The sequence below is a fragment of the Pseudomonas sp. BRG-100 genome, assembly GCF_000737955.1.
In the GTDB taxonomy this organism is placed as follows: Bacteria; Pseudomonadota; Gammaproteobacteria; order Pseudomonadales; family Pseudomonadaceae; genus Aquipseudomonas; species Aquipseudomonas synxantha_A.
Map to the genome: position 1 here is coordinate 5,736,695 of NZ_JPRX01000001.1, position 17,978 is coordinate 5,754,672.

General features: G+C 60.0%; 15 protein-coding genes. 1 reads left to right on the plus strand and 14 read right to left on the minus strand.

From position 1 onward, the window contains the following. Window positions 1–74: 74 nt before the first annotated feature. The 14 genes from nuoF to JH25_RS02010 form a co-directional block, all read right to left on the minus strand. The gene (gene nuoF / locus JH25_RS02075) at window positions 75–1,430 is read right to left on the minus strand and encodes an NADH-quinone oxidoreductase subunit NuoF (protein ID WP_005789119.1); all 1,356 of its coding nucleotides are present in this window, start codon (window positions 1,428–1,430) and stop codon (window positions 75–77) included. Then, a complete protein-coding gene (gene nuoE / locus JH25_RS02070) occupies window positions 1,427–1,924 on the minus strand; it encodes an NADH-quinone oxidoreductase subunit NuoE (RefSeq protein WP_003232080.1) in 498 nt (165 codons plus the stop codon). The genes nuoF and nuoE overlap by 4 nt, the downstream gene beginning before the upstream one ends. 2 nt (window positions 1,925–1,926) lie before the next feature. Continuing rightward, a complete protein-coding gene (gene nuoC / locus JH25_RS02065) occupies window positions 1,927–3,711 on the minus strand; it encodes an NADH-quinone oxidoreductase subunit C/D (RefSeq protein WP_032880617.1) in 1,785 nt (594 codons plus the stop codon). 72 nt (window positions 3,712–3,783) lie between these two features. After that, a complete protein-coding gene (locus tag JH25_RS02060; protein ID WP_003174719.1) occupies window positions 3,784–4,458 on the minus strand; it encodes a NuoB/complex I 20 kDa subunit family protein in 675 nt (224 codons plus the stop codon). Between the two features lie 10 nt (window positions 4,459–4,468). Beyond that, the gene (locus JH25_RS02055; RefSeq protein WP_003192109.1) at window positions 4,469–4,882 is read right to left on the minus strand and encodes an NADH-quinone oxidoreductase subunit A; all 414 of its coding nucleotides are present in this window, start codon (window positions 4,880–4,882) and stop codon (window positions 4,469–4,471) included. Window positions 4,883–5,534: 652 nt separating this feature from the next. Then, a complete protein-coding gene (gene aceA / locus JH25_RS02050) occupies window positions 5,535–6,860 on the minus strand; it encodes an isocitrate lyase (RefSeq protein ID WP_003174717.1) in 1,326 nt (441 codons plus the stop codon). A 494-nt stretch (window positions 6,861–7,354) separates the two neighbouring features. Further along, window positions 7,355–8,092, minus strand: a complete 738-nt coding sequence (locus JH25_RS02045; protein WP_032880618.1) for a secretin N-terminal domain-containing protein — start codon at window positions 8,090–8,092, stop codon at window positions 7,355–7,357. Window positions 8,093–8,322: 230 nt separating this feature from the next. After that, window positions 8,323–8,745 carry a GNAT family N-acetyltransferase gene (locus tag JH25_RS02040; RefSeq protein WP_032880619.1) on the minus strand — a complete coding sequence of 141 codons (423 nt, stop codon included), beginning with the start codon at window positions 8,743–8,745 and terminating at the stop codon, window positions 8,323–8,325. Then, on the minus strand, window positions 8,738–9,904 hold the full coding sequence (locus JH25_RS02035) for a ribosomal protein uL16 3-hydroxylase (RefSeq protein ID WP_005789108.1): 1,167 nt from the start codon (window positions 9,902–9,904) through the stop codon (window positions 8,738–8,740). The genes JH25_RS02040 and JH25_RS02035 overlap by 8 nt, the downstream gene beginning before the upstream one ends. An 83-nt stretch (window positions 9,905–9,987) precedes the next feature. Then, entirely contained in the window at window positions 9,988–11,358 is a 1,371-nt protein-coding gene (purB, locus tag JH25_RS02030) for an adenylosuccinate lyase (protein ID WP_032880620.1), read from the minus strand. 125 nt (window positions 11,359–11,483) lie between these two features. Then, window positions 11,484–12,107, minus strand: coding sequence for a high frequency lysogenization protein HflD (hflD, locus tag JH25_RS02025; protein ID WP_017137510.1), 624 nt, complete (start codon window positions 12,105–12,107; stop codon window positions 11,484–11,486). Then, on the minus strand, window positions 12,104–13,228 hold the full coding sequence (gene mnmA, locus JH25_RS02020; protein WP_032880621.1) for a tRNA 2-thiouridine(34) synthase MnmA: 1,125 nt from the start codon (window positions 13,226–13,228) through the stop codon (window positions 12,104–12,106). The genes hflD and mnmA overlap by 4 nt, the downstream gene beginning before the upstream one ends. A 59-nt stretch (window positions 13,229–13,287) precedes the next feature. Further along, window positions 13,288–13,734, minus strand: a complete 447-nt coding sequence (locus JH25_RS02015; RefSeq protein WP_032880622.1) for an NUDIX hydrolase — start codon at window positions 13,732–13,734, stop codon at window positions 13,288–13,290. A gap of 204 nt (window positions 13,735–13,938) precedes the next feature. Continuing rightward, window positions 13,939–16,164 (minus strand): NADP-dependent isocitrate dehydrogenase, encoded by a 2,226-nt coding sequence (locus JH25_RS02010; protein WP_032880623.1) that lies wholly within the window; start codon window positions 16,162–16,164, stop codon window positions 13,939–13,941. A 493-nt stretch (window positions 16,165–16,657) separates the two neighbouring features. On the opposite strand from JH25_RS02010, the gene icd reads away from it, so the two are divergent. Next, window positions 16,658–17,914 (plus strand): NADP-dependent isocitrate dehydrogenase, encoded by a 1,257-nt coding sequence (gene icd, locus JH25_RS02005; RefSeq protein ID WP_005789095.1) that lies wholly within the window; start codon window positions 16,658–16,660, stop codon window positions 17,912–17,914. The last annotated feature ends 64 nt before the right edge of the window (window positions 17,915–17,978 follow it).

A 17,978-nucleotide genomic window follows, 5' to 3' on the forward strand; every position in this document is an offset into this window, starting at 1 on the left:
TGTGCATCTACACAGCCTTTACGGCGTCAGCACATGAGCAGGCGAAGGGCACGGACCCTTCGCCTGTTTAAGCGTTACGCGCCGACTACGATCGGCTTCGCCAGAGGCGGGACGGCGGCGCTGGTGGGCGCGATGCCGGCTTCGAACTCCGAGCGGAAGTATTTGATTGCGCTGCCCAATGGCTCTACGGCGCCCGGTGCGTGAGCACAGAAGGTCTTGCCTGGGCCGAGGAAGCCGACCAGGCCCAGCAGGGTTTCGATATCACCCTCGCGGCCTTCGCCGTTTTCCAGGGCCATCAGCAGCTTGACGCTCCACGGCAGGCCGTCGCGGCATGGGGTGCAGAATCCGCAGGATTCACGGGCAAAGAACTGCTCCATGTTGCGCAGCAGCGAGACCATGTTCACGGTGTTGTCGACCGCCATTGCCAGGCCGGTACCCATCCGGGTGCCCACCTTGCCGATGCCGCCGGCATACATTTGTGCGTCCAGGTGCTCAGGAAGCAGGAAACCGGTGCCGGCGCCGCCTGGCTGCCAGGCTTTCAAGGTGTAGCCGTCGCGCATACCGCCGGCGTAGTCCTCGAACAGCTCGCGTGCGGTCACGCCGAACGGCAGCTCCCACAGACCCGGGTTCTTGACCTTGCCGGAGAAGCCCATGAGCTTGGTGCCCATGTCTTCGCTGCCCTCGCGAGCCAACGATTTGTACCAGTCCACGCCGTCGGCGATGATCGCCGGCACGTTGCACAGGGTCTCGACGTTGTTCACGCAGGTCGGCTTGCCCCACACGCCGACGGCGGCAGGGAAGGGCGGCTTGGAGCGCGGGTTGGCGCGGCGACCTTCGAGGGAGTTGATCAGTGCGGTTTCTTCACCGCAGATATAACGCCCGGCGCCGGTGTGCACGAACAGTTCGAAATCGAAGCCGGAACCGAGGATGTTCTTGCCCAGCAGGCCCGCGGCCTTGGCTTCTGCCACTGCACGGTTGAGGTGCTTGGCGGCGGTGGTGTACTCGCCACGCAGGAAGATGTAGCCACGGTAGGTCTTGAGCGCACGGGCGCTGATCAACATGCCTTCGATCAGCAGATGGGGCAGTTGCTCCATCAACATGCGGTCTTTCCAGGTGTTGGGCTCCATCTCATCCGCGTTGCACAGCAGGTAGCGGATGTTGATGGATTCGTCTTTGGGCATCAGGCCCCACTTCACACCCGTGGGGAAGCCTGCGCCGCCGCGGCCCTTGAGGCCGGCGTCCTTCACGGTCTGGACGATATCGTCCTGGGCCATATCGGCGAAGGCTTTGCGCGCTGCGGCGTAACCGTTCTTGGCCTGGTATTCGTCAAGCCATACCGGCTCGCCGTCGTCACGCAGGCGCCAGGTCAGCGGGTGGGTCTCGGCCGAACGCTTGATCAGGTTGGCCGGGCCGAAGGAAGTCAGGGTCATGGGTAGCCCTCGAGCAATTGGGTCACGCCAGCAGGCTGTACGTCACCGAATGTGTCGTCGTCGATCATCAACGCCGGCGCCTTGTCGCAGTTGCCCAGGCAGCACACCGGCAGCAGCGTGAAGCGGCCGTCGGCGGTGGTCTGGCCGAGGCCGATGCCGAGCTTGGCCTGGATTTCGCTGACCACGGACTCATGGCCGCCGATGTAGCAGACCATGCTGTCGCACACGCGAATGATGTGACGGCCGACTGGCTGACGGAAGATCTGGCTGTAGAACGTGGCCACCCCTTCAACGTCGCTGGCAGGGATGCCGAGGATCTCGCCGATGGCGTAGAGGGCGCCGTCGGGCACCCAGCCACGTTCCTTCTGAACGATCTTCAGGGCTTCGATCGACGCCGCGCGCGGATCTTCGTAGTGATGCAGCTCGTGCTCGATGGCCGAGCGCTCGGTTTCACTCAAGGTGAAACGGTCTGTCTGGATAAGCGTGCTGTTCATGCTTAGCGGTCCACGTCGGCCATAACGAAATCGATACTACCCAGGTACGCAATCAAGTCCGCGACCATCTCGCCTTTGATCACCGAAGGGATCTGCTGCAAGTGGGCAAAACTTGGGGTACGAATCCGGGTGCGGTAGCTCATGGTGCCGCCATCGCTCGTCAGGTAATAACTGTTGATACCCTTGGTCGCTTCGATCATCTGGAAGGATTCGTTGGCCGGCATGACCGGGCCCCACGAAACCTGCAGGAAGTGCGTGATCAGGGTTTCGATGTGTTGCAGCGTGCGCTCTTTGGGCGGCGGCGTGGTCAGCGGGTGATCCGCCTTGTACGGGCCGGCCGGCATGTTGCGCATGCACTGCTCGATGATCTTCAGGCTCTGGCGCATTTCTTCGACGCGCACGATGCAACGGTCGTAGGCATCGCCATTGGCCGCCAGCGGTACTTCGAACTCGAAGTTCTCGTAGCCGGAGTACGGGCGCGCCTTGCGCAGGTCGAAGTCGCAACCGGTAGAACGCAGGCCGGCACCGGTGACGCCCCATTCCAGGGCCTCTTTGGTGTTGTACTGGGCGACGCCGATGGTACGACCCTTGAGGATGCTGTTGTCCAGCGCGGCTTTCTGGTACTCGTCCAGACGCTTGGGCATCCAGTCGATGAACTCCTTGACCAGGCGCTCCCAGCCGTTCGGCAGGTCGTGGGCCACGCCGCCGATGCGGTACCAGGCCGGGTGCAGGCGGAAACCGGTGATGGCTTCGATGACCTTGTAGGCGCGCTGACGGTCGGTGAAAGTGAAGAACACCGGGGTCATGGCGCCGACGTCCTGGATATAGGTACCCAGGAACAGCAGGTGGCTGGTGATGCGGAAGAACTCGGCCATCATGATGCGGATGGTGTCGACGCGGTCCGGCACTTTAATGCCGGCCAGCTTCTCGACCGAGAGCACGTACGGCAGGTTGTTCATCACGCCGCCGAGGTAGTCGATACGGTCGGTGTACGGGATGAAGCTGTGCCAGGACTGACGCTCGGCCATCTTCTCGGCGCCACGGTGGTGGTAGCCGATGTCCGGGACGCAGTCGACGATTTCTTCGCCGTCCAGTTGCAGGATGATACGGAAGGCACCGTGAGCCGAAGGGTGGTTCGGGCCCAGGTTGAGGAACATGTAGTCCTCGTTGGTGCCGGAGCGTTTCATGCCCCAGTCTTCCGGACGGAAGCGCGCCGCTTCTTCTTCAAGCTGCTGCTTGGCGAGGTTGAGGCTGTACGGGTCGAATTCGGTGGCGCGGGCAGGGAAGTCCTTGCGCAGTGGGTGACCTTCCCAGGTCGGCGGCATCATGATGCGCGTCAGGTGTGGGTGGCCAGGGAAGTCGATGCCGAACATGTCCCAGACTTCACGCTCGTACCAGCTGGCGTTCGGCCAGATACCGGTGACGGTCGGGATGCTCAGGTCGCCCTCGCTCAGGGCGACCTTGATCATCACGTCACTGTTACGTTCCAGCGACATCAAATGGTAGAAGACGGTGAAATCGGCGCCGCTCGGCAGCCCCTGGCGCTTGGTGCGCAGTCGCTCGTCCACGCCATGCAGGTCATAGAGCATGACGTACGGCTTGGGCAGGTTGCGCAGGAAGGTCAGGACTTCGACGAGCCTGGCGCGCGCCACCCACAGCACCGGCATACCGGTGCGTGTGGCCTGGGCGGTGAAGGCGTCAGGGCCAAAACGGTTATTGAGTTCGACAACCACATCCTGGTCGTCTGCCTTGTAAGGCGGGATATACAGAGCACTGCCTGTAGTCATGGTTTTTTATCGCTTTCGGTCAACGTAAAGAATGAAGCCAGGTTTTCGTTCTATATAAAGAAGCGGGCTGGATCAGACTTCGTCGGGGCTGCGCAGGTTGGTGACTGCGATTCGCTGTTCGCGGCGCTGTTCCTTTTGGGACGGCATCTCGGCGCGGTACACGCCTTGATCACCGACGACCCAGGACAGTGGGCGACGCTCCTTGCCAATCGATTCCTGCAACAGCATCAAGCCTTGCAGGAATGCTTCGGGGCGGGGCGGGCAGCCAGGCACGTAGACGTCCACGGGCAGGAACTTGTCCACCCCTTGAACGACCGAGTAGATGTCGTACATGCCACCGGAGTTGGCGCACGAACCCATGGAGATGACCCACTTCGGTTCGAGCATTTGCTCATAGAGACGCTGGATGATCGGCGCCATCTTGATGAAGCAGGTACCGGCGATAACCATGAAATCCGCCTGGCGCGGTGATGCCCGGATAACTTCGGCGCCAAAGCGGGCGATGTCATGGGGCGCCGTGAAGGCGGTGGTCATTTCCACGTAGCAGCACGAAAGGCCGAAGTTGTACGGCCACAGGGAGTTTTTACGCCCCCAGTTGACCGCGCCACTCAGCACGTCTTCCAGCTTGCCCATGTAGATGTTTTTGTGGACTTGGTCTTCTAACGGGTCGGAAACGGTTTCCCGTTCGCCGATGGGGTACTGCTCGTTAGGAGCATCCGGGTCGATCCTGGTGAGATTGTATTGCATTGCCAAAGCCTCATTGTTTCAGCTTCGCCTGCCGCTTGCGACGAGCTTCCGGAGCCCAGTCAAGGGCGCCCACTCGGAACAGGTAGACAAGACCTGCCAACAGAATTGCTATGAAAACGAGAGCTTCGACGAATCCGGTCCAGCCGCTTTCGCGGACGGACACAGACCATGCAAAGAGAAAGAGGGCTTCGATATCGAAGATCACGAAGAGCATCGCGACCAGATAGAATTTGGCTGAGAGCCGCAAGCGGGCGCCACCTGTAGGTAGCATGCCGGACTCGAACGGTTCGTTTTTGCTGCGGCCCCAGGCTTTTGACCCGAGTAGGCTGGAGACGCCAAGCATGAAGGCGCAGAGGCCCACTACACCGAGGAGGAAAATGGCAAAGCCCCAGTTGTGGGCCATGAGTCCTGTCGCGTCGGTCATGCTGGAAATCCTTAACAGAGAGCAAAGGTCTCTGAGCTCGAAAAAGTAACGATGCAGTGACGATATGTCGCACTGCAATCAATCGCGGTGATTTTATGGCTAAACACCGGGCAAGTAAAATTCCCAGGGCGAAATTATTCGGTGGAATAAGCACATAGTGCACCTTCTTGGGGCTGTAGCCCTTGTGCCGTGGGCATTAGCGGGCTTTTCATCAATTATGTTTTGTTTAAGCTGTAACGAAGTTTTCAGGCGCCAAATGATAATGAATATTGTTTGCGTGGGGTTTAAGCGATTGTTTCTCATGTGGCGGGGGAAGTTGCCGTTACTTGCTTGAGTGTCGCTTAGTTGTCGCAACGGTTCTTTTAACCGATTGGATGTGTGCGAATACCGCTCTGGATCAATGTTTTGCGCAAAAAGCACCCGACTCGGTCTCTGTGGGAGCCGGGCTTGCCCGCGATGGCGGTGTGTCAGCAAAAGAATGTGGTGACTGGCACGCCGCCATCGCAGGCAAGCCAGCTCCCACATCTGCTCTGCATTGTGTCAGTCAGATTTTTTCAGGCAAAAAAACGCCCCGAACCAGTCGGGGCGTGATTGTTGTGCGGCACTGCGGTTAGGTCTTCCCTGGGGCCGCAGTGGCCGTGTACTCAGTGGATCAGTGGAACTGCTCTTCTTCGGTCGAACCGGTCAGTGCGGTCACGGACGAGGTGCCGCCCTGGATCACGGTGGTCATGTCGTCGAAGTAGCCGGTACCCACTTCCTGCTGGTGCGCCACGAAGGTGTAGCCTTTGGCGGCGTCAGCGAATTCCTGCTCCTGCAGCTTCACGTAGGCAGTCATGTCGTTGCGGGCGTAGTCATGCGCCAGGTTGAACATGCTGTGCCACATGTTGTGAATACCGGCCAGGGTGATGAACTGGTGCTTGTAGCCCATGGCCGACAGCTCGCGCTGGAACTTGGCGATAGTCGCGTCGTCCAGGTTCTTCTTCCAGTTGAAGGAAGGCGAGCAGTTGTAGGACAGCAGTTGGTCCGGGTATTCCTTCTTGATCGCTTCGGCGAAACGACGGGCTTCGTCCAGGTCCGGCTTGGCGGTTTCGCACCAGATCAGGTCGGCGTAGGGGGCATAGGCCAGGCCGCGGGCAATCGCCTGGTCGAGACCGGCGCGTACTTTATAGAAGCCTTCCTGGGTACGTTCGCCGGTGACGAACGGCTGGTCGTACGGGTCGCAGTCCGAGGTCAGCAAGTCTGCCGCGTTGGCGTCGGTACGGGCCAGGATGATGGTCGGAGTACCGGCAACGTCAGCGGCCAAACGCGCAGCGGTCAGCTTCTGTACGGCTTCCTGGGTCGGTACCAGTACCTTGCCGCCCATGTGGCCGCATTTCTTCACTGACGCAAGCTGGTCTTCGAAGTGCACGCCGGCAGCGCCTGCCTCGATCATGCTCTTCATCAGCTCGTAGGCGTTGAGTACGCCGCCGAAACCGGCTTCGGCATCAGCCACGATTGGCGCGAAGTAGTCGATGTAGCCTTCGTCACCCGGGTTCTTGCCGGCTTTCCACTGGATCTGGTCGGCACGACGGAACGAGTTGTTGATGCGCTTGACCACGGTTGGAACCGAGTCCACCGGGTACAGCGACTGGTCGGGGTACATGGATTCAGCGGAGTTGTTGTCCGCTGCCACTTGCCAGCCGGACAGGTAGATCGCCTGGATACCGGCTTTTACCTGTTGGACTGCCTGGCCGCCAGTGAGGGCGCCCATGCAGTTGACGAAATCTTTGTCGGGACGGAAGGACGGCTTGGCACCTTGGGTGACCAGGTTCCACAGCTTCTCGGCGCCGAGTTTTGCAAAGGTGTGCTCAGGTTGGACCGAGCCACGCAGGCGGACGACGTCAGCAGCGGAATAAGCGCGGGTCACGCCTTTCCAGCGTGGGTTTTCAGCCCAATCTTTTTCAAGGGCTGCAATTTGCTGTTCGCGTGTCAGTGCCATGGGGAAAAACCTCGTCGCATAGGTCTAGGTGGAAAATTCCATTTGCCAGCCACGTAGAAAGTGCGTGGTGATGGCTGCTCGCTGACCAGAAGCTTGGGTGTTCAAGTCAAGTTCGGCGGGGTAGGCGACGGGATGAACGATTGGCTCAAGGCGGAGTTGAGCAGGTAAGGGCAAACTGCAAACGGTCTTCGGGCGTCGTGGGCCTTTGTACGATTCATCAGTGCGTAGCCGGGTTACCTGGTTAGCTTCCGTCCCTCGGGACAACTTCGTTCCAGTCGCAACCTCGTCCAACGTGCCTTGTGGGCGGTACAGACACGAATCGGCTCAGGTGGGTAACTTGGAGCGGCGATCCGAAGGCCCTTGCCAGGGCCCCTGATTAGCGGGAGCGAGGCCATCATGCCCATGCTTTTTTGGATCGTCAAATGTTTTGTAGTGCTTTTTTCAAGGCACTACATCTTTGGTCTAATACGACTCGCCAGTCAGTTTTTGGTGCTTCAGTTCAGGGTATCGACCTTGACCCGCACCGTCAGGTCATCGCGGCCCTGAGTAGAGTAGCTGCGGGTTGTAGAAGATTTGTCGGCCTGGGTTTCGCCATTGATGCCTGCCAGGGTAATCCATTCGCCCAAGCGTCCGCTGACGGTTGTGTCGGTGCTCTGCACGTTCACTACATCAGGACGTTCCTGGCTCATACGGTCACGGTTGGTACTGATAGCCAGGTGTACGGTCTCGCCGGTGACGCTGGCGGTGACGTAAAAGCCCTGGGTGACGTTGCGATACTGGGTCTGGTTCTGCAGGCGGCCATAGCCATCCTGGTGCGTGGTGGTCAGCGGTACGCTCTGGCCGATCTGAATAAGCGCCGGCACGCCTTCGCTGGCCTGGATCTGCTGGATGCCGCCATCGCGGCTGACGGTGCCATAGCTGATGATGCGGGTCTGGCTGTCGCCGCTGTTCTGCTGGTTGGTTTCGTTGGTGTCGACGGTGATCAGCAGGCGCTTGGCCGGCGTGTCCAGTTGGGAGAGCAGGGTACGCAAGCCCTCGATCTTCGCAGGGTCGGCGTTAACGATAAGCTGGTTGCCGTAGGCGCTGACGGTGCCGTCCTTGCCGATGAAGTTCTGCGCCACGGGCAGTAGGTCGGCGCTGGTGCGGTTGCTCAGGTTGACGACCTCGGTGGCAGCCATGGCCGAAACACTGGCGGTCAGGAGCAGGGCGGTGAGCAGGGTGCGTAGGGACATGTCCGTTATCTCTGCGAGTCATTTGGCTTGATAGTGCCAGTTTGTCGGCCTGGCGGGGCGCAAGTTGAATCGTAGACGGCAAAATGCCCTGGCAGGCAGGGCATTTTGAGGTGTTGCTGATATGGCTATCGGGAGCAAGCCCCCTCCCACATTTTGACCGCATTTCAAAGGATGGACTCAGTCAAATGTGGGAGGGGGCTTGCTCCCGATATAGGCGACTCGGTCTTGAGTCAGCCCCCGCGCACCATATCCACATGCGGAATCCCGACTTCAAGAAACTCATCGCTGACGATCTTGAAACCCAACCGCTCATAAAACGGCGCCGCATACACCTGCGCACTGAGGAACTGCCGGGTCTGGCCGCGCTTTTCAGCCACTCCAATCACCGCTTCCATCAGCTTGTCGCCCACCTTCAGCCCGCGCCAGTCCTTGAGCACCGACACGCGACCAATCTCGCCGCTGGGCAGCAGGCGTGCGGTACCAATCGGAAAGTCGCCTTCGAATGCGAGGAAATGCATGGCGCCAGCGTCGTCCGCATCCCACTCGAGCTCGGCTGGAACCGATTGCTCGGCGATAAATACCGCTTCACGAATGCGCCGAATCTCGTCGATATCCTTTCGCCAGTCCGCGACACTTACGTGAATCTTATTCATCCGCGAACCCCAGGCTGCCTTGCTTGACCAGTTCGCACAGCAGGTCGCGGCCGTCTTCGTCGGCCAGCCATACGCTGAGGTTTTCGCTGTGCAGTGCGTCGGCCGAGCACACCAGCTTCAGCAGTTCACGCAGCTTGCCGGGCAGGTAACGGCTCTGGCCGCTGGCGAACAGCAATACATCGTCGTCGACTTCAGACCAGGCCAGGCGCGCGCTTGGGTTGCGTACCAAAATCGCGCCATCTTGCAGGCTGTTGATGAAGTCTTCTTCGCCCAGCTCTTCACCAGCGACCAGTTCCGGGTAGCGCGGCTCGGTCATGAACTGGCCGAACCAGGTCAGCAACATGCGCTCGTCGCTCATGTGCTCAGCCAGCAGACCCTTGAGGCGATCCAGAGCGTCGACCTGAATCTGGTGTGGGTCGCTGACCGGCTGGGCGTCGGCGTCGGTGTAGCGCTCTTCGTCAGTCAGGTACTGGCTGAGGAAGTCGGTGAAGTGGGTCAGCACTTCGGCGGCGCTCGGGGCGCGGAAACCCACCGAGTAGGTCATGCAATCGTCTTCGGCAATGCCGAAGTGCGCCAGGCGCGGTGGCAGGTAGAGCATGTCGCCTGGCTCCAGCACCCATTCGGCGCTTTCTTCGAATTCGGCGAGGATGCGCAGGTCAGCGTGTTGCAGCAGCGGGCTTTCGGAGCTGCACATCTGGCCGATCTTCCAGTTGCGCTTGCCCTGGGCTTGCAGCAGGAACACATCGTAGTTATCGAAGTGCGGACCGACGCTGCCGCCGGGCGCGGCGAAGCTGATCATCACATCGTCGATACGCCAGCTTGGCAGGAAACGGAAGTGCTCCAGCAGTTCGGCGACTTCCGGCACGAACTGGTCGACCGCCTGCACCAGCAGGGTCCACTCACGCTCTGGCAGGGCGCTGAAGGCATCTTCGGCGAATGGGCCGCGACGCAGTTCCCACGGGCGCTCGCCGTGTTCGATCACCAGGCGCGATTCGACTTCTTCTTCCAGGGCCAGGCCTGCCAGTTCGTCGGCGTCGATCGGGCTTTCGAAGTCAGGGATGGCCTGACGGATCAGCAGGGGTTTCTTCTGCCAGTAGTCGCGCAGGAATTCCCGTGCCGTGATGCCGCCCAGAAGTTGAAGAGGGATATCAGGATTCATGTGTAACCTATTGAAAAAAAGCACTTTTAAGACTGGAATAAAAACGCCCGGCGCGGCCGGGCGTCTCAAGGGTCTTGCGGTAATCAGATGCGCTTGGCTTGCTCTACAGCGTTACCGATGTAGTTGGCCGGGGTCAGCAGTTTCAGCTCGGCCTTGGCGGCAGCTGGCATGTCCAGGCCGTCGATGAAAGTCTGCAGCGCTTCAGAGGTGATCCCCTTGCCGCGTGTCAGTTCTTTGAGTTTTTCGTACGGGTTTTCGATGTTGTAGCGACGCATCACGGTCTGGATCGGCTCGGCCAGGACTTCCCAGCATGCAGCCAGGTCAGCGGCGATTTTCTGCTCGTTGAGCTCAAGCTTGCTGATGCCTTTGAGGCTGGCTTCGTACGCGATCACGCTGTGGGCAAAGCCTACACCGAGGTTGCGCAGTACGGTGGAGTCGGTCAGGTCGCGCTGCCAGCGAGAGATCGGCAACTTGCTGGCCAGGTGCTGGAACAGCGCGTTGGCGATGCCGAGGTTGCCTTCGGAGTTCTCGAAGTCGATCGGGTTGACCTTGTGCGGCATGGTCGACGAGCCGATTTCACCGGCAATGGTGCGCTGCTTGAAGTAGCCCAGGGAGATGTAGCCCCAGATATCGCGATCGAAGTCGATCAGGATGGTGTTGAAGCGCGCAATCGCGTCGAACAGCTCGGCAATGTAGTCGTGGGGTTCGATCTGCGTGGTGTAAGGGTTGAAGCCCAGGCCCAGTTCGTCTTCGATGAAGGCGCGGGCGTTGGCTTCCCAGTCGATCTCGGGGTAGGCCGACAGGTGGGCGTTGTAGTTGCCCACGGCGCCGTTGATCTTGCCCAGCAATGGCACGGCGGCCACTTGAGCGATCTGGCGCTCCAGGCGGTACACCACGTTGGCCAACTCTTTGCCCAGGGTGGTCGGCGACGCTGGCTGGCCATGGGTGCGCGAGAGCATCGGCACATCAGCGAAACGGATCGCCAGTTCACGGATAGCGTTGGCGGTCTGGCGCATCAGGGGCAGCATGACGTCATCGCGGCCTTCGCGCAGCATCAGGGCGTGGGACAGGTTGTTGATGTCCTCGCTGGTGCAGGCAAAGTGGATGAATTCGCTGACCTGGGCCAGTTCCGGCAGCTTGGCCGCTTGCTCTTTGAGCAGGTACTCGATGGCTTTGACGTCGTGGTTGGTGGTGCGCTCGATCTCTTTCACACGCTCGGCGTGCTCCAGGGAGAAGTTTTCCGCCAGGGTGTTCAATACAGCGTTGGCCTCGGCGGAAAACGCCGGCACTTCGCCGATGGCAGGGTGAGCGGCCAGGCGCTGGAGCCAGCGCACTTCAACCAGTACACGCGCACGGATCAAACCGTATTCGCTGAAAATAGGGCGCAGGGCCTGGGTTTTGCCGGCGTAGCGGCCGTCAACAGGGGAAACCGCAGTGAGCGAAGAGAGCTGCATGGGGTGTTCTCGGACAGTCGGGCAACGAAATGGGGCGCGTATCATACATGAAAAAATCCGCCGGTCCGTTGCCAACTGACCGGCGTATTACGCGTAACGGCTTGAAAATGGCCTGCCGATGCGACTTATTCGTTGCGCATCAACGGGTAAAGCTCTTTGAGCAATTTGCGTCGGCTGATCACCAGTTGCCAGCGATGTCCGCCCAACTGCCGCCACAACCGCGCCGAACGAATGCCGGCCAGGAGCAACGCGCGGATCTTCGAGGCGTTATTGGGTTGCTGCAGGTTGCGCATGTCGCCGTGCACCTGGATGCGCTGGCGCAAGGTGCTCAAGGTGTCCTGGTAAAGCGCCCCGCAGGCCGCGATTACGTTCTCGTGGGCCGGGCCGAAGTGCTCAACCTGGGACTGGATTTGCGGCAGGCGCTTGCCGATGGTTTCCAGCAGGTCGTCGCGCTTGGCTAGCTGCCGTTCCAGGCCGAGCATCGACAGGGCGTAGCGCAACGGCTCGCGCTGCAGGGTGCTTGGGTCGCGTTCGAGGGCGCCGATCAGGGCGCGATAACCTTCACGCAGGGCCAGGTCGTCGCCACCGTAGACTTCCAGAGTGTCCTTGGGGTCGCGGATCAGCAGGCTGCCGAGCATACAGGTCAGGCCTGCCTCGGTGACCTGGCCGGTCTTGGCGATCTTGTCCACCAGTACGGCGGCCAGGAATACCCCGCCAAGCGCCGTCAATTGCTCCTGGGTCGGGCTCATGCCGGATGGCTCCAGGCTTGCGCAACTTCAATCACGCCGCCGCCCAGGCAGATTTCGCCGTCGTAGAACACCACGGATTGGCCTGGGGTGACCGCACGTTGCGGGTCGTCGAAGGTCGCGCGGTAACCTGTGGCGGTTTTTTCCAGGGTGCACGGCTGGTCGCTCTGGCGATAGCGCACTTTGGCGGTCAGGCGGCGTGGCGTGCTCAGGTCGATCGGGTTGACCCAGTAGATCTCGGAAGCGAGCAGGGCGCCGGAGAACAGCAGCGGATGTTCGTTGCCCTGGCCGACCACAAGCACGTTGTTTTCCAGATCCTTGACCAGCACGTACCAAGGCTCTTCACCTGCGTCTTTCAGGCCGCCGATGCCCAGGCCCTGGCGCTGGCCAATGGTGTGGTACATCAGGCCATGGTGACGGCCGATCACTTCGCCGTCAGTGGTCTTGATCTCGCCCGGCTGCGCCGGCAGGTACTGCTTGAGGAAATCGCTGAAGCGGCGCTCGCCGATAAAGCAGATCCCGGTGGAGTCTTTCTTCTTGGCGGTGGCCAGGCCGTGTTGCTCGGCGATCTTGCGCACTTCGGGCTTTTCCAGTTCGCCGACCGGGAACAGGGTCTTGGCAATCTGTTCACCGCCGACGGCGTGCAGGAAGTAGCTCTGGTCCTTGTTCGGGTCCAGGCCCTTGAGCAATTCGGTGCGGCCATCGATATCGCGACGGCGCACGTAGTGGCCCGTGGCAATCAGGTCGGCGCCAAGCATCATGGCGTAATCGAGGAACGCCTTGAACTTGATTTCGCGGTTGCACAGGATGTCCGGGTTCGGCGTGCGGCCGGCCTTGTATTCGGCCAGGAAGTGCTCGAACACGTTGTCCCAGTACTCGGCGGCGAAGTTGGCAGTGTGCAGCTTGATGCCGATCCTGTCGCACACGGCCTGGGCGTCCGCCAGGTCGTCCATGGCGGTGCAGTATTCGGTTCCATCGTCTTCTTCCCAGTTCTTCATGAACAGGCCTTCCACCTCATAACCCTGCTCCATGAGCAGAACGGCGGAAACGGAAGAATCCACGCCGCCGGACATACCGACGATGACGCGCTTCTTTTGTGTGTCAGAAGGGGCTGGATCACGCATAGGGTTTCAACGGGTGTCTTGAAAAAGGACGCGATTCTATCAGGCCCGAGCCGCTAAGGCTAAAGAGAAGGGCGGATCAATTCGAGACTGTGCCGGTGGCCGGCCAGATAATCATCGATACAGCGGATGATCAGCTCGCTGCGCCAGTCATCGCGCACGGTCATCAGCTCGTCACGGGTCAGCCAGCGGGCGCGCAGGATGCCTTCGTCGAGTTGATAGTCCGGGTGATGTTTCAGCGCCTTGGCGATAAAGCATACGCGCTGATAGGTCACGCCATTGCTCGGTGCGGTGTACAGGTAAATGCCGACGATGCCAGTGGGCTCGACATCCCAGCCGGTTTCTTCGAGGGTTTCACGCACCGCGGCCTCGGTGAGGGTTTCGTTCGGGTCCAGGTGGCCGGCGGGCTGGTTGAGCACGGCGCGGCCGCCCTTGAGTTCTTCAACCATCAGGAAGCGGCCGTTGTCTTCGACGATGGTGGCGACGGTGATGTGGGGGAGCCAGGTCATTGCAAACCTCGGTATCGGGAAGGTGACTCGGTCAATGTGGGAGCTGGCTTGCCTGTGATGGCGGTGGGTCAGCTGCACCTGTATGAACTGACAGACTGTAATCGCAGGCAAGCCAGCTCCCACATTTGATTGGGTTTCTTCAATGAAGTCCCTACAAACAGAAACCCCGGCACTGGGCCGGGGCTTCTTTGCATCCTTACAACCTTACTTCAACTTGGCAATCGCCGCATTGAGGGTGTTGCTTGGGCGCATGGCCTTGCTGGTCAGCTCGGGGTTCGGCGCGTAGTAGCCGCCGATGTCCACGGGCTTGCCCTGTACCGCGTTGAGCTCGGCAACGATGGTTGCTTCGTTCTCAGCCAGGGTTTTTGCCAGTTCGCCGAACTGCGCTTGCAGTGCAGCGTCTTCGGTCTGGGCGGCCAGGGCTTGGGACCAGTACAGCGCCAGGTAGAAGTGGCTGCCGCGGTTGTCGATGTTGCCGACTTTGCGCGATGGCGACTTGTTGTTGTCCAGGAACTGGCCGGTAGCCTGGTCCAGGGTCTTGGACAGTACCAAGGCTTTGGGGTTGTTGTAGGTCACGCCCAGGTGCTCAAGGGAAGCGGCCAGGGCCAGGAACTCGCCCAGGGAGTCCCAACGCAGGAAGTTTTCTTCCAGCAGCTGCTGAACGTGCTTGGGAGCCGAACCGCCAGCGCCGGTTTCGAACAGGCCGCCGCCGTTCATCAGCGGCACGATCGACAGCATCTTGGCGCTGGTGCCCAGTTCCATGATCGGGAACAGGTCGGTCAGGTAGTCGCGCAGCACGTTGCCGGTCACCGAAATGGTGTCCAGGCCCTTGCGGGTGCGCTCCAGGGTGAACTTCATCGCATCGACCGGGGCCATGATGCGGATGTCCAGGCCTTCGGTGTTGTGGTCTTTCAGGTACGCCTGAACTTTCTCGACCACCACGCCATCGTGAGCGCGCTTGGGGTCCAGCCAGAAAATGGCCGGGGTGTTGCTGGCGCGGGCACGGTTGACGGCGAGCTTGACCCAGTCCTGGATCGGCGCGTCTTTGGTCTGGCACATGCGGAAGATGTCGCCGGCCTCGACTTTCTGTTCCATCAGCAGGTTGCCCTGGCTGTCGGTGACGCGAACAACGCCGTCAGCCTTGATCTGGAAGGTCTTGTCGTGGGAGCCGTACTCTTCGGCTTTCTTGGCCATCAGGCCAACGTTTGGCACGCTGCCCATGGTGGTCGGGTCGAAGGCGCCATTGGCCTTGCAGTCTTCGATGACCGCCTGGTAGATGGTGGCGTAGCAGCGATCCGGGATCACAGCCTTGGTGTCGTGCAACTGGCCGTCGGTGCCCCACATCTTGCCGGAGTCACGGATCATGGCTGGCATCGAGGCGTCGACGATCACGTCGCTCGGCACGTGCAGGTTGGTGATGCCTTTGTCGGAGTTGACCATCGCCAGGGCAGGACGAGCGGCGTAGACGGCCTGGATGTCGGCTTCGATCTGCGCTTGCTGGTCGGCCGGCAGGGCCTTGATGCGGGCATACAGGTCGCCGATGCCGTTGTTCAGGTTGAAGCCGATCTGCTCAAGCACGGTAGCGTGCTTGGCCAGGGCATCTTTATAGAACTCGGCAACGATCTGGCCGAACATGATCGGGTCGGAGACCTTCATCATGGTGGCTTTGAGGTGAACCGACAGCAGCACGCCTTGCTTCTTGGCGTCCTCGATTTCAGCGGCGATAAAGCTGCGCAGCGCTTTCTTGCTCAACACGGCGGTGTCGATGATCTCGCCGGCCTGGACGCTGGTCTTTTCTTTCAGGACGGTGGTGGTGCCGTCCTGGGCAACCAGCGCAATTTTGACAGCATCGGCGGCTTCGATCTGTACGGCTTTTTCGCTGCCGTAGAAGTCACCATTGCTCATGTGGGCAATGTGCGACTTGGAGTCGGCAGCCCAGGCGCCCATCTTGTGCGGGTGCTTGCGTGCGTAGTTCTTGACTGACAGCGGCGCGCGGCGGTCGGAGTTGCCTTCGCGCAGTACCGGGTTCACGGCGCTGCCCTTGACCTTGTCGTAACGTGCACGGGTTTCTTTTTCCGCGTCGGTGGTTACGGTTTCCGGGTAGTCCGGCAGGGCGTAGCCCTGGGCCTGCAGTTCCTTGATCGCGGCTTGCAGCTGCGGGGTCGAGGCACTGATGTTAGGCAGCTTGATGATGTTGGCTTCAGGGGTTACGGCCAGGTCGCCCAGTTCGGCGAGGTGGTCCGGGATAGCCTTGGTGCCCAGTTGCTCGGGGAAGCTTGCGAGGATGCGCCCTGCGAGGGAGATGTCGCGGGTTTCAACGGCAATATCAGCGGAAGCGGTGAAGGCCTCTACGATAGGCAACAGTGAATAGGTGGCGAGGGCTGGAGCTTCGTCGGTGAAGGTGTAGATGATCTTCGAGCGGGTGGGCATATTCGGATTAACTCTCTTCTTTGCTGAAAGCGTGCGCAGAAACTCGAGATGCGCCGGGTGGAGCGCGTTCGTTCAAAGTCATCCATGAGCGAAATGTCGAGGTTTCTTCGCGGTGATGTTGGGTTGCATCAGTCGAGCGTCAAGCGTTTGGACTATTGTAATAGTCCTGCTTTCTGGCTGAAGGCTACTGTCTAGAGCGGTCAACCGTCGTGACTCTTTGGTCAGCGGCGGCATTATACATAGGTCGCTATGCTTACGCAGAGCCTTCATACAAAAGGTGTGTCGTCCATTGGTCTAAAGGTCGCAGGGGCGGGGTTACGCCGAAAGTTGAATGATGTGCTCAAGATTGGCACTTTTCCCTTTGCTTTCAGGCTTGTAGGCGACAATTTATGCTGTTTTCGATGCAAATGAGCATGGCGCGAGGTTTCGGTCGCCATTTATCTGGAGTAGGCTCGAACGCAGCCAGATGTTCAATCCATAGATGGAGTTCAGCATGGGATACAAGAAGATTCAGGTTCCGGCAGTCGGCGACAAAATCACCGTCAATGCAGACCATTCTCTCAATGTTCCTGACCAACCGATCATCCCCTATATCGAAGGTGACGGTATTGGCGTCGACATCAGCCCGGTGATGATCAAGGTAGTCGACGCAGCTGTTGAAAAGGCTTACGGCGGCAAGCGCAAAATCTCGTGGATGGAGGTGTATGCCGGCGAAAAGGCGACCCAGGTCTACGACCAGGACACCTGGTTGCCCCAGGAAACCCTGGACGCGGTCAAGGATTACGTGGTGTCCATCAAGGGCCCGCTGACCACGCCGGTCGGGGGTGGTATTCGCTCGCTGAACGTGGCTCTGCGTCAGCAGCTCGACCTGTATGTGTGTCTGCGCCCGGTGCGCTGGTTTGAAGGCGTGCCCAGCCCGGTCAAGAAGCCAGGCGATGTGGACATGACCATCTTCCGTGAGAACTCCGAGGATATTTACGCGGGTATCGAGTGGAAAGCCGGTTCGCCTGAGGCGATCAAGGTGATCAAGTTCCTCAAGGAGGAAATGGGTGTTACCAAGATCCGTTTCGACCAGGATTGCGGGATTGGCGTCAAGCCGGTGTCGAAAGAGGGTACCAAGCGCCTGGCGCGCAAGGCCCTGCAGTATGTAGTCGATAACGACCGCGACTCGCTGACCATCGTGCACAAAGGCAACATCATGAAGTTCACCGAAGGCGCCTTCAAGGAGTGGGCCTACGAAGTGGCGGCTGAAGAATTCGGCGCGACGCTGCTCGACGGCGGCCCGTGGATGCAGTTCAAGAACCCCAAGACCGGCAAGAATGTGGTGGTCAAGGATGCGATTGCCGATGCCATGCTCCAGCAGATCCTGCTGCGTCCGGCTGAGTATGATGTGATTGCCACGCTCAACCTCAATGGCGACTACTTGTCCGATGCCTTGGCGGCGGAGGTTGGTGGTATTGGTATCGCGCCGGGAGCCAACCTGTCGGACACCGTGGCGATGTTCGAAGCCACTCACGGTACTGCGCCCAAGTATGCGGGCAAGGACCAGGTCAACCCGGGTTCATTGATTCTGTCGGCAGAAATGATGCTGCGTCATATGGGCTGGGTCGAGGCGGCTGACTTGATCATCAAGGGCACCAATGGTGCGATTTCTGCCAAGACCGTGACCTATGACTTTGAGCGCCTGATGGATGGCGCTACGTTGGTGTCGTCGTCGGGCTTTGGTGATGCGCTGATCAAGCATATGTAAGCAGGCAGAGAGAACCGGCCGCCCTGATGATTCGGGGTGGCCGGTTTGCTTTCAATGCTTTGTT